Raw genomic sequence first — 12,526 nt, 5'->3', positions numbered from 1 at the left:
GTGTGATCCACCATTTTTATGCGCCTGAGCGAAATAATTATTCTGGATTTTGACCTTTCATAACAGGAAGCCAATGGAAAAGAAACTTGGCCTGAGTGCTCTGACTGCACTCGTTTTAAGCTCAATGCTGGGTGCAGGCGTATTCAGTTTGCCGCAAAATATGGCCGCCGTCGCCAGCCCTTCCGCGCTCATCATTGGCTGGGGCATTACGGGTGTCGGCATACTGCTGCTGGCCTTCGCGATGCTGCTGCTCACCCGCATTCGCCCGGATCTTGACGGCGGCATTTTCACCTATGCGCGTGAAGGTTTCGGCGAGCTGATTGGCTTCTGTTCCGCATGGGGATACTGGCTGTGTGCCGTTATCGCCAACGTCTCTTATCTTGTAATCGTCTTCTCGGCGCTCAGTTTCTTTACCGATACGCCTGAGCTGCGCCTCTTTGGCGACGGGAATACCTGGCAGTCTATTGTGGGCGCCTCGGTGTTGCTGTGGTTCGTCCACTGGCTGGTGTTGCGTGGCGTACAAACGGCCGCCAGCATCAACCTTGTGGCGACGCTGGCGAAACTGGTTCCGCTCGGCCTGTTTATCGTTCTGGCCTTTATTGCGTTCCGTCTGGACGTTTTCAAGCTTGATTTCAGCGGCGTTGCGCTGGGCGTTCCCGTCTGGGAGCAGGTGAAAAACACGATGCTGATTACCCTGTGGGTGTTCATCGGCGTAGAAGGCGCGGTCGTGGTTTCTGCCCGGGCCAGGAATAAACGCGATGTGGGCCGCGCCACGCTGCTGGCCGTACTGGCCGCGCTGGGGGTCTATTTGCTGGTGACGCTGCTGTCGCTGGGCGTGGTGGCGCGTCCTGAACTGGCTGAAATGCGTAACCCGTCAATGGCAGGCCTGATGGTGAAAATGCTCGGTCCCTGGGGCGACGTGGTGATTGCCGCAGGGCTGATCGTCTCCGTCTGCGGCGCTTACCTGAGCTGGACCATCATGGCGGCTGAAGTGCCGTTCCTGGCCGCGACGCACAAGGCGTTTCCACGCCTGTTCGCCCGTCAAAACCAAAACAGCGCGCCGTCGGCATCGCTCTGGCTGACCAACATCAGCGTTCAGGTCTGTCTGGTGCTGATCTGGCTCACAGGTTCTGACTATAACACCCTGCTGACCATCGCCTCGGAGATGATTCTGGTACCCTATTTCTTAGTGGGTGCGTATCTGTTAAAAATTGCCACACGCCCGGCGCATTATGTCGTGGGTGTCGGAGCCTGTATTTACGGCCTGTGGTTGTTGTATGCTTCCGGGCCTATGCATCTGCTGCTGTCGGTGGTGCTGTACGCACCGGGTCTGCTGGTGTTTATCTACGCCCGCCGTACGCATCAGCTGGAGAACGCGCTGAAACGCCGTGAAATGGCATTAATTGGACTGTTACTGGTTGCTGCCCTGCCGGCAACCTGGATGTTAATGGGTTAGCATCGCCTTTCCCATTGTTGAACTGTAAAGGAGAATACGATGGGAAATGCACCGCTTCGCCCAATACTGATTACCGGTGGAGGCCGCCGTATCGGCCTCGCCCTCGCCCATCACTTTCTCAACCTTCGCCATCCGGTCATTGTCAGCTACCGTACGGAATACCCGTCGATTGAAGGGTTACGCAAAGCCGGGGCGGTCTGCATTCAGGCTGATTTTTCGACCGATGAAGGCATTCTGTCTTTCGCGGAAAAGGTAAAAGCCGCCACGACGGGACTGCGCGCCGTGATCCATAACGCCAGCGCATGGCGAGCCGAAAAACCCGGTACGTCACTCAGCGAAACGCTCTCCGCCATGCTGCAGATCCACGTCAATGCCCCTTATCTGCTTAACCACGCTCTGCAGGATCTGCTCCGCGGTCATGGGCACGCGGCGGGCGACATTATTCACTTTACCGATTATGTGGTTGAGCGAGGCAGCGACAAGCACATCGCCTACGCGGCCAGCAAAGCCGCGCTGGATAATATGACACGCTCGTTTGCCCGCAAGCTCGCGCCCGAGGTGAAGGTGAACGCCATCGCCCCGGCGATGATTTTGTTTAACGAAAACGATGATGCAGAGTATCGTCAGCAGGCGCTGAATAAGTCGCTCATGAAAATCGCCCCGGGCGAGAAAGAGGTCATCGATCTTGTGGATTATCTGCTCACCAGCTGCTACGTCACCGGCAGAACCTTTGCCGTGGACGGCGGCCGACCGCTGCGCTAGTGAAAGCGGCTCCAGAAGAAAATTAACACCCAGGCGCTGAGTCCCCAGCAGACCACCGCCCCGCTCAGCGCCAGGGGAAGACGCAGAAAACCGGTGAAATACCACAGCGAAAGCAGGTAGAGAAAATACGGAATGATAGACCACATGCCAAACACGATGGTTGTGCGTAACGCTTCCGTGCCCCGCTCAGAAGCCACGATATAGTGGGCAATCAGCGCAAAGGTCGGGAACAGCGGGATTAGCCCGGCAATGTAGTAGTTTTTCGTTTTTGCCAGAATGCCAATCATTAACACCACCAGCGCGCCCAGCGCGGCTTTGATCGCCAGCCCCATACTTTTTCCTATAACAATCAAATAACATTAAGAGCCAGAATAACGGAACCGGCGTTAATTTTGAAAGATTAATGGAAGGTTAAGGTTCCGCGGTGTATGTTGGCTTTTTTCACGAAAACAGACGCTGTATGAATAAGATTGTTTATGTTGAAGACGAACCCGAGGTCGGGCAACTGATCGCCGCCTATCTGGGTAAACATGATATGGACGTCATTGTTGAACCTCGCGGCGATCGTGCCGAAGAGGTGGTCGTCCGTGAAAACCCGGATCTGGTGCTGCTGGATATCATGCTGCCAGGCAAAGACGGCATGACGCTCTGCCGTGACCTGCGCGCCCGGTGGGAGGGCCCTATCGTCCTGCTCACCTCACTGGACAGCGATATGAACCACATTTTGTCGCTGGAGATGGGCGCAAATGACTACATTCTGAAAACCACACCGCCTGCCGTCCTGCTTGCCCGCCTGCGCCTGCATTTGCGCCAGCACGCCAGCATCGAACGCGAAGCGCCCGCGCCGTCTCTGACGCCGCACAAAGCGATGCGCTTCGGTACGCTGTCTATCGACCCTATTAACCGCCAGGTGCTGCTCTCCGGCGAGCTTATCGCCCTCTCCACCGCAGACTTTGACCTGCTGTGGGAGCTGGCAACGCACGCCGGGCAAATCATGGACCGCGACGCGCTGCTGAAAAACCTGCGTGGCGTGAGCTATGACGGAATGGACCGCAGCGTTGACGTGGCGATTTCGCGTCTGCGCAAAAAGCTGCAGGATAACGCTACCGAGCCCTACCGCATTAAAACCGTGCGTAACAAGGGTTATCTGTTTGCCCCGCACGCCTGGGAAACCTGACTCCGTTATCCGGTTAGCATAACCTGCGCGAAATGAAGGGATTAAACACCGATGCCCTCTCTTTCGCGCGTTTATTTATCCGTTTGCGCAACAATTGACTTGCTAAGCACGCGAACTATTCCATAATTAAGTCTCCCACTCTCCTTTCTTCAGCTCGCCCCGACTGCATGTAGACTCGCTTTCACCGCGAAGCGTTACGATATCTCTCCCATACAATCTTGAAATGAGGATTTAAGCCTATGGCATATGTATAGCTACAATCAGGTAGAAGCCATCAAAACCAATCTCGAGTGGATTGTTAATCAGGCAGCCCTAAGGCGCGCCTCTCTCTCGCGCTCCGATCAAAAAGCGCTTTTTGACCTGTTGGAACTTATCCAGTCTTTCGAAATACTCCTGGATTTAATTAACGAATTCGGTACCGATGTGATTGATACGCACATTGCAGAAGGCCTGGCCGTGACGGAAAAACTCATCGCCAAGGTAAAAAACAGCGCGAAAGCCATGTAACACGCGCGACAGACGTGAAAAACGCGAAGGGTTTTCATGTATATTCTGCACATAGCGTTTTTTCGGTGAGACCCAATGAAAAAGCTGTTTGTGCAGTTTTATCTTTTACTGTTTGTCTGCTTCCTGGTCATGACCATGCTGGTCGGGCTGGTCTATAAATTCACCGCCGAACGTGCGGGCAGGCAGTCGCTGGACGATCTGATGAAAAGCTCGCTCTACCTGATGCGCAGCGAGCTCAGAGAGATCCCGCCGCACGACTGGGCGAAAACCCTCAAAGAGCTGGACCTGAATCTGTCGTTCGATTTACGCATCGAGCCGTTGAAAGATTTCGATCTGGATCCGCCCGCCATGCAGCGTCTGCGCGACGGGGACATCGTCGCGCTGGATGAGAAATATACCTTTATCCAGCGCATACCGCGCAGCCATTACGTGCTGGCCGTCGGGCCGGTGCCCTATCTCTACTATCTCCACCAGATGCGTCTGCTGGACATGGCGCTGATGGCCTTTATCGCCATTTCGCTCGCGTTTCCGGTCTTTATCTGGATGCGCCCGCACTGGCAGGACATGCTGAAGCTGGAATCCGCCGCGCAGCGTTTTGGCGAGGGGCACTTTACCGAGCGTATTCACTTCGACAGCGGTTCCAGCTTTGAACGCCTGGGCGTGGCCTTTAATCAGATGGCCGATAATATCAATGCCCTTATCGCCAGCAAGAAACAGCTGATCGACGGCATTGCGCACGAGCTGCGCACGCCGCTGGTTCGCCTGCGCTATCGTCTGGAGATGAGCGAGAATCTGACTGACGCGGAGTCTCAGGCGCTTAACCGCGACATCGGCCAGCTTGAGGCGCTGATTGAGGAGCTGCTGACCTACGCGCGCCTCGATCGCCCGCAAAACGAACTGAACCTCAGCACGCCGGACCTGCCCGCATGGCTGCAAACCCACATCGATGACGTTCAGAGCGTGAACCCGCAGCGCACGCTGTTAACGCGCGTCACGCCGGGTGATTACGGCGCGCTCGATATGCGCCTGATGGAGCGCGTGCTGGACAATCTGATGAACAACGCCATGCGCTACAGCGAAAGTACGCTACAGATCGGACTGGATTTGCAGGGCAATCAGGCCAGCCTGACGGTGGAGGATGACGGTCCGGGGATTGCCCCGGAAGCGCGAGAAACCGTGTTTGAACCGTTTGTCCGCCTCGACCCCAGCCGCGATCGCGCCACTGGCGGATGCGGCCTGGGGCTGGCGATTGTTTACTCTATCGCGCAGGCGATGGGCGGCACGGTGCATTGCGAAGAGAGCGAGCTCGGCGGCGCGCGCTTCTGCTTTAGCTGGCCGGTGTATCATAACATCGCCCTTCCCGTCCCTGCCTGACCTTAACCGCACGCTGGCCTGACCCGGCGTGCTGTGCTATATGATAAGTATGTTGTAACTAACGAGAGTGCTTATGGCGACCTACGATCTCCTCGAACGGCTGAACAGCACGTTTCGGGAAATAGAACACGAGCTCCTGACCCTGACCGAACGTTTGCAGAGCTGCCGCCTGCTGGCCGCGCGCGTCTTTACCCTGCCCGAGGTGGCTAAAGGGGCCGAGCACGACCCGCTGGACACCATCGCGGTTGAACAGCACATCGGCAGCGCCGCCCTTGAGCTGGCGCTGAAGCACTATCGCCGCCTGTTTATCCAGCAGCAGTCAGAAAACCGCAGCAGTAAGGCCGCCGTGCGTCTGCCTGGCGTGATCTGCCTGCAAACCGATGCGACAACGCGCGACGCGCTGGAAAGCCAGATTACCCATATCAACACCCTGAAAGCGGCCTTTGAAAAGATCGTTACCGAAGAGTCCGGCCTCGCCCCTGCCGCCCGGTTTGAATGGGTGCACCGTCAGCTTCCGGGGCTAATTACCCTGAACGCCTATCGCACGCTGACGGTACTGCGTCACCCCGCCACGCTGCGCTTCGGCTGGGCGAATAAGCACATCATTAAAAACTTCACCCGGGATGAAATTCTGGCGCAGCTGGAAAAAAGCCTGAAGACGCCGCGCACCGTCGCGCCGTGGTCGCGCGAGCAGTGGGTTGAGCGCCTGGAGCAGGAGTACCACAGCATCGCCTCGCTTCCGGCGGACGCGCGCCTCAAGATAAAGCGCCCGGTGAAGGTGCAGCCTATCGCCCGCGTCTGGTATTCCGGCCAGCAAAAACAGGTTCAGCATGCCTGCCCTACGCCGCTGATTGCGCTCTATGATGCCGAGCGGGGAGCTATCGTGCCGGATATTGGTGAGTTGCTGAATTACGATGCTGAAAATGTCCAGCACCGTTACCGACCTCAGGCGCAGCCGCTGCAGCTGATTATTCCGCGGCTGCACCTGTACGTGGCGGGATGACTATTTCAGGCTGCCGACCATCGCCTCAGGGCGCACCCAGGTATCGAAATCCTCCTCCGTGAGATAGCCCAGCGCCAGGGCGGAGGCTTTCAGCGTCAGCCCCTCTTTGTGCGCTTTTTTAGCGATCTCGGCGGCCTTGTCGTAGCCGATATGGGTATTCAGCGCCGTCACCAGCATCAGGGATTCATTGAGCAACTGGCTGATACGCTCGCGATTCGGCTCAATCCCTACCGCACAGTGCTCGTTAAAGCTCTCCATCCCGTCCGCCAGCAGACGAATTGATTGCAGAACGTTATGGATCACCATCGGACGATAGACGTTCAGCTCGAAGTTGCCGGACGCACCGCCCAGGTTGACGGCCACGTCGTTGCCCAACACCTGACAGCAGAGCATGGTCATGGCTTCGCACTGGGTCGGGTTCACTTTACCCGGCATGATGGAGCTGCCCGGCTCGTTTTCCGGAATACTGATTTCACCGATGCCGCAGCGCGGACCCGAGGCCAGCCAGCGCACGTCGTTGGCGATTTTCATCAGCGAGGCCGCCAGCCCTTTCAGCGCGCCGTGGGTGTGGACCAGCGCATCGCAGGTCGCCAGCGCTTCGAACTTATTGGGCGACGTGACGAACGGCTGCCCGGTGATGTTTGCCAGCTCCTCCGCCACGCGCACCGCGTATTCTGGATGGGTGTTTAACCCGGTCCCGACCGCCGTTCCGCCGAGCGCCAGCTCCGCCAGGTGCGGCAGGCTGTAATCAATATGCTTCAGGTTATGTTCCAGCATCGCCACCCAGCCGGAAATCTCCTGGCCGAGCGTCAGCGGCGTGGCGTCCTGCAGGTGCGTACGGCCAATTTTGACGATGTCGCGGAAGGCCTGCGCTTTCTCGTTGAGCGTGGCTTTCAGGACGTTGAGCTGCGGGATAAGCTGCTCGCGTATAGCGATGACCGCCGCCACGTGCATCGCCGTCGGAAAGACGTCGTTAGAACTCTGGCTTTTGTTGACGTCATCGTTCGGATGGACCTTACGCTCCATGCCGCGCACGCCGCCCAGCAGTTCGCTGGCCCGGTTCGCCAGCACTTCGTTCATGTTCATGTTGCTCTGGGTGCCGGAACCGGTCTGCCAGATGGCGAGGGGGAATTCGTCGGGATGCTTACCCGCCAGCACTTCGTCGGCGGCGTTGATGATGGCGGTCGCTTTGTCTGCCGTCAGCAGGCCTAAATCCTGGTTCACTTTAGCGGCGGCGCGTTTGGTGAGCGCCAGCGCCTGAATCAGCGAGACGGGCATTTTTTCGGTCGAAATACGGAAGTGCTCCAGCGAACGCTGGGTTTGCGCGCCCCATAGCTTATCGGCCGGGACGTCGATGGCGCCCATCGAATCTTTCTCATGGCGTACCGTGGTCATTACTTTCTCCTTGATAACAAAAGAGGGATTGCTCACATGCTTAAGGGATAAGTATTGATGACTTCTGAGAAACGATATGGCGCTTTGTGCGCTCTTTTTGATGTCGGGTGGCGCTGACGCTTACCCGACCTACCAGACTCGTAGGCCGGGTAAGGCGCAGCCGCCACCCGACAATTTACAGAATTACTTCACGCACGCCGAACACTGGGACGACTGGATCTGCTTGAAGAAGTCGTTGCCTTTGTCATCCACCAGGATAAACGCCGGGAAGTCTTCCACTTCAATTTTCCAGATCGCTTCCATACCCAGTTCCGGGTACTCCACGCACTCCAGGCTCTTAATGCTGCCCTGCGCCAGAACCGCAGCCGGGCCGCCGATGCTGCCGAGGTAGAAGCCGCCGTGCTTGTGGCAGGCGTCCGTCACCTGCTGGCTGCGGTTGCCTTTCGCGAGCATGATCATGCTGCCGCCGTTGGCCTGCAGCTGGTCAACGTACGAGTCCATGCGCCCTGCGGTGGTTGGGCCTAACGAGCCGGACGCGTAGCCTTCAGGCGTTTTCGCCGGGCCGGCGTAGTAGATCGGGTGATCTTTAATGTACTGCGGCAGCCCTTCGCCGTTGTCCAGACGCTCTTTCAGCTTCGCGTGCGCGATGTCGCGGCCCACGATGATCGTTCCGTTCAGGGAGAGACGGGTCGAGACCGGATACTGCGAAAGCTGCGCCAGAATCTCTTTCATCGGACGGTTCAGGTCAACGCGAACCGCTTCACCCTCACCCGCTTTGCGCAGCTCTTCCGGAATGTATTTGCCCGGGTTGTTTTCCAGTTTTTCGATCCACACGCCTTCGCGGTTAATCTTCGCCTTGATGTTGCGATCCGCAGAGCAGGACACGCCCATCCCGACCGGACAGGAGGCGCCGTGACGCGGCAGACGGATCACGCGCACGTCGTGGGCAAAGTATTTGCCGCCAAACTGCGCGCCGAGGCCCAGATTGCGCGCCTCTTCCAGCAGTTCCTGCTCAAGCTGCACGTCGCGGAACGCCTGGCCGTGCTCGTTACCTTCGGTAGGCAGGCCGTCGTAGTATTTGGTTGAGGCCAGCTTGACGGTTTTCAGCGTGCTTTCCGCCGACGTACCGCCAATCACAAACGCGATATGGTACGGCGGGCACGCCGCGGTGCCGAGGGTGCGCATCTTTTCAACCAGGTAGTTCTTCAGCTTGCCCGGGGTGAGCAGCGCCTTGGTTTCCTGGTAGAGATAGGTTTTGTTGGCTGAACCGCCGCCTTTGGCGATGCAGAGGAATTTGTACTCGTCACCGTCGACGCTGTAGAGATCGATCTGTGCTGGCAGGTTGGTGCCGGTGTTGACCTCTTTATACATATCCAGCGCCGCGTTTTGCGAATAGCGCAGGTTATCTTCGGTGTACGTGTTGTAGACGCCGTGCGCCAGGGCCGCTTCGTCACCGCCGCCGGTCCAGACGCGCTGGCCTTTTTTACCGACGATGATCGCCGTGCCGGTGTCCTGACAGGTAGGCAGAATACCTTTCGCGGCGATGTCTGAGTTACGCAGGAACTGCAGGGCAACGTATTTATCGTTTTCGCTGGCCTGCGGGTCGCTCAGGATATCGGCAACCTGCTGCTGGTGCGCAGGACGCAGCATAAACGAGGCGTCGTGGAAAGCGTGCTGCGCCAGCAGCGTCAGCGCCTGCGGATCCACCTTAAGGATCTCTTGTCCTTCAAACTCAGAGACGGAGACGTGATCGCGGGTTAACAGGTAATACTCGGTCCGATCCTTACTGAGGGGGAAAGGATCCTGATAATGGAAGGGTTTATTCGACATTGGTCTCTCACTTACTGCTTCGGTCTGTTTATTCAGGGCAGATGTTCCGCTGCCCGGCTTAAAAGCGAGTCAGCTTATCCTACACAATTTTTTAACAAAAACTGAGACTAGTACGACTTTTTACATCCACAGGTTACTTCCATGAGGTTTATTGCTTTAATACCCGGAGTTAATTCCACAATTGAATCAGGGCTTGATAATGCAAAAACTCATTAACTCAGTGCAAAACTACGCCTGGGGAAGTAAAACTGCGTTAACGGATCTCTACGGTATCGCGAACCCGAACAACCTGCCGATGGCAGAACTGTGGATGGGGGCACACCCGAAGAGCAGCTCAAAAATTGAAGACGCCAGCGGCCAGGTACGCAGCCTGCGTGACGTGATTGATGCCGATAAAGCCGCGCTGCTGGGCGACAAGGTGGCTCATCGCTTCGGCGAACTGCCGTTCCTGTTCAAGGTGCTGTGCGCCGACCAGCCGCTCTCCATCCAGGTTCACCCAAACAAGAAAGCCTCTGAAATCGGTTTTGCGAAAGAGAACGCGGCGGGTATTCCGTTGGACGCCGCCGAGCGTAACTACAAAGATCCTAACCACAAGCCGGAGCTGGTGTTCGCGCTGACGCCGTTCCTGGCGATGAACGCGTTCCGCGAGTTTTCAGAGATCGTTTCCCTGCTGCAACCGGTCGCGGGTGCCCACAAGGCTATCGCCCACTTCCTTGAAAACCCGAACGCGGACGCGCTGAGCCAGCTGTTTGCCAGCCTGCTGAATATGCAGGGTGAAGAGAAATCCCACGCGCTGGCGGTACTGAAAGCGGCTCTGGGCAGCCAGCAGGGTGAACCGTGGGAGACTATCCGTCTGATCTCCGAATTCTACCCGGACGACAGCGGCCTGTTCTCCCCTCTGCTGCTGAACGTGGTGAAGCTGAACCCGGGCGAAGCGATGTTCCTGTTTGCCGAAACCCCGCACGCCTACCTACAGGGCGTGGCGCTGGAGGTAATGGCCAACTCCGATAATGTGCTGCGCGCGGGCCTGACGCCGAAATACATCGATATTCCTGAGCTGGTTGCCAACGTGAAGTTTGTGGCGAAACCTGCCGCGGAGCTGCTGACTCAGCCGGTGAAAAACGGCGCAGAGCTGGACTTCCCGATTCCGGTTGAAGATTTTGCTTTCTCCCTGCACGACCTGAGCCAGGCCGAAACCGCCATCGCGCAGGAAAGCGCGGCGATTCTGTTCTGCGCCGAGGGCGAAGCAACGCTGCGCAAAGGCGAACAGCGTCTGGTGCTTAAGCCCGGTGAGTCAGCATTTGTTCCAGCCAATGAGTCTCCGGTCAGCGTAAGCGGCACCGGTCGTCTGGCGCGCGTTTTCAATAAGCTTTAAGCACTTACTGAATTTTTTAACAACTCTTGCTAAGCTAGTTGCAGGCTTAATATCTCCAGGCGGTTTTTACCGCCTGGTTTCATTTTAGGGATAGTCGCAATGAAAAAATCGGTCGTAGCGGTTGGAGTGATTGTAGCGTTAGGCGTGGTCTGGACGGGTGCCTCCTGGTTTACCGGGAAACAGCTGGAAGGCCGTCTGGCTGAGATGGTGGCGCAAGCTAACGGAGAGATTAAGCGCAGCGCGCCGGAGGCGGGCCTTGAGCTGAGCTACCAGAATTATCATCGCGGCGTGTTTACCAGCCGTATGCAGCTGGTGGTGAAGCCGGTTGCCGGTGCTGAAAACGGCTGGCTGAAACCGGGCCAGAGCGTGGTGCTGGATGAGGTGGTGAGCCACGGTCCGCTGCCGCTGGCGCAGCTGAAGTCCTTTAACCTGATCCCGTCGATGGCGTCCGTTCATACCGTGCTGGTGAATAACGACGTCACCAAACCGCTGTTTGACCTGGCGAAGAATGAATCGCCTTTCGACATTAATACCCGAATTAGCTATGCCGGTGACACGAGTTCCAATATTGCCCTGAAAGCGCTGAACTACGAGAAAGAGAATGAGAAAGTCGCCTTTAGCGGCGGCCACTTCAAACTCGATGCCGACCGCGACGGAAATGTGTTCTCCCTGACGGGTGAAGCGGAAAGCGGCCTGGTCAATGCCGTGAACGAATATAACCAAAAGGTTCAGCTCACCTTCAACAACCTGAAAGCCGACGGCAACAGCCGAATGACCGATTTCCAGGAGCGTATCGGCGATCAGAAACTCTCTCTCGACAAGGTAGCCATTGCGGTTGAAGGAAAAGAGATGGCCGTGCTGGAAGGCATGGACGTCAACGGCAAATCCGACGTTTCCAAAGACGGTAAAAGCATCAACACGCAGCTGGATTACACGCTGAAGAGCCTGAAGGTGCAGAATCAGGATCTGGGCACCGGCAAGCTGTCGCTGAAGATCGGCAATATCGACGGTCAGGCGTGGCACGAGTTTAGCCAGAAATACAGCAAAGAGAGCCAGGCGCTGCTGACCGATGCCGCACTCCAGCAGAACCCTGAGGTGTATCAGCAGCAGGCGATGGCGGTACTGTTCAACAACCTGCCTGTCCTGCTGAAAGGCGAGCCGGTGATCACCGTTGCGCCGCTGAGCTGGAAAAACAGCAAAGGCGAAACCAGCTTTAACCTGTCGCTGTTCCTGAAAGATCCGGCAACCGCAACGGGTGCACCGCAGACGCTGGCGCAGGAAGTGGATCGCAGCGTGAAGTCGCTCGACAGCAAGCTGACCATCCCGATGGATATGGCGACCGAGTTTATGACCCAGATTGCGAAGCTGGAAGGCTACGGCGATGAAGACGCCGGCAAGCTGGCGAACCAGCAGGTGAAAGGTCTGGCGGCCATGGGCCAGATGTTCCGCATCACCAAAGTGGAAAACAACACGATCTCCACCAGCCTGCAGTACGCCAACGGCCAGGTAACGCTCAACGGCGACAAGATGCCGCTGGAAGAGTTCGTCGGCATGTTTGGTATGCCGACGCTGGGGATGCCGGAACCGGCTGAACCGGCAGCGCCGCAGCAGTAAACAGCAAAACCCCTCGCATGAGGGGTTTTTTAT

At 57.2% G+C, this 12,526-nt stretch carries 11 protein-coding genes; 8 read left to right on the top strand and 3 right to left on the bottom strand.

Features of this window, described 5'->3' with window-relative positions:
- The first annotated feature begins 73 nt into the window (after positions 1-73).
- Both WM95_RS10990 and folM read left to right on the top strand, forming a co-directional pair.
- Entirely contained in the window at positions 74-1,456 is a 1,383-nt protein-coding gene (locus WM95_RS10990; RefSeq protein WP_023311472.1) for an amino acid permease, read from the top strand.
- Positions 1,457-1,495: 39 nt separating this feature from the next.
- Positions 1,496-2,218 (top strand): dihydromonapterin reductase, encoded by a 723-nt coding sequence (gene folM, locus WM95_RS10985; RefSeq protein WP_059446680.1) that lies wholly within the window; start codon positions 1,496-1,498, stop codon positions 2,216-2,218.
- Here the strand turns inward: folM and WM95_RS10980 are convergent.
- Positions 2,215-2,550 carry a GlpM family protein gene (locus WM95_RS10980; protein ID WP_059446679.1) on the bottom strand — a complete coding sequence of 112 codons (336 nt, stop codon included), beginning with the start codon at positions 2,548-2,550 and terminating at the stop codon, positions 2,215-2,217. The two genes, folM and WM95_RS10980, sit on opposite strands and share 4 nt — an antisense overlap.
- Before the next feature lie 128 nt (positions 2,551-2,678).
- Here WM95_RS10980 and rstA point away from each other — a divergent pair, with 128 nt between their 5' ends.
- The 4 genes from rstA to tus all read left to right on the top strand — a co-directional run bounded on the left by rstA (position 2,679) and on the right by tus (position 6,279).
- The gene (rstA, locus tag WM95_RS10975; protein WP_021241154.1) at positions 2,679-3,395 is read left to right on the top strand and encodes a two-component system response regulator RstA; all 717 of its coding nucleotides are present in this window, start codon (positions 2,679-2,681) and stop codon (positions 3,393-3,395) included.
- 246 nt (positions 3,396-3,641) lie between these two features.
- Entirely contained in the window at positions 3,642-3,902 is a 261-nt protein-coding gene (locus tag WM95_RS10970) for a hypothetical protein (protein ID WP_059446678.1), read from the top strand.
- A gap of 75 nt (positions 3,903-3,977) precedes the next feature.
- The gene (gene rstB / locus WM95_RS10965; protein WP_045401324.1) at positions 3,978-5,276 is read left to right on the top strand and encodes a two-component system sensor histidine kinase RstB; all 1,299 of its coding nucleotides are present in this window, start codon (positions 3,978-3,980) and stop codon (positions 5,274-5,276) included.
- A 73-nt stretch (positions 5,277-5,349) separates the two neighbouring features.
- A complete protein-coding gene (tus, locus tag WM95_RS10960) occupies positions 5,350-6,279 on the top strand; it encodes a DNA replication terminus site-binding protein (protein WP_063409053.1) in 930 nt (309 codons plus the stop codon).
- Here tus and fumC read toward each other — a convergent pair whose 3' ends face one another.
- Together fumC and fumA are read right to left on the bottom strand one after the other, a co-directional pair.
- Positions 6,280-7,674 (bottom strand): class II fumarate hydratase, encoded by a 1,395-nt coding sequence (fumC, locus tag WM95_RS10955; RefSeq protein ID WP_063409052.1) that lies wholly within the window; start codon positions 7,672-7,674, stop codon positions 6,280-6,282.
- Between the two features lie 183 nt (positions 7,675-7,857).
- Complete coding sequence (gene fumA, locus WM95_RS10950) at positions 7,858-9,504, bottom strand: class I fumarate hydratase FumA (RefSeq protein WP_023311463.1); 1,647 nt, start codon at positions 9,502-9,504, stop codon at positions 7,858-7,860.
- A 199-nt stretch (positions 9,505-9,703) separates the two neighbouring features.
- Between fumA and manA the strand changes: the two genes are divergently transcribed.
- Both manA and WM95_RS10940 read left to right on the top strand, forming a co-directional pair.
- Positions 9,704-10,879 (top strand): mannose-6-phosphate isomerase, encoded by a 1,176-nt coding sequence (gene manA, locus WM95_RS10945; protein WP_088544770.1) that lies wholly within the window; start codon positions 9,704-9,706, stop codon positions 10,877-10,879.
- Between the two features lie 99 nt (positions 10,880-10,978).
- Positions 10,979-12,493: a YdgA family protein gene (locus tag WM95_RS10940; RefSeq protein ID WP_088544769.1), complete on the top strand. Its 1,515-nt coding sequence runs from the start codon at positions 10,979-10,981 to the stop codon at positions 12,491-12,493.
- Positions 12,494-12,526 lie beyond the last annotated feature (33 nt).

Origin of the sequence: Enterobacter cloacae complex sp. ECNIH7 (assembly GCF_002208095.1) — a bacterium.
GTDB classification, from domain to species: Bacteria; Pseudomonadota; Gammaproteobacteria; order Enterobacterales; family Enterobacteriaceae; genus Enterobacter; species Enterobacter cloacae_M.
Note: the sequence above shows the minus strand (reverse complement) of the source record. Positions and strands in the feature narration are given on the sequence as shown.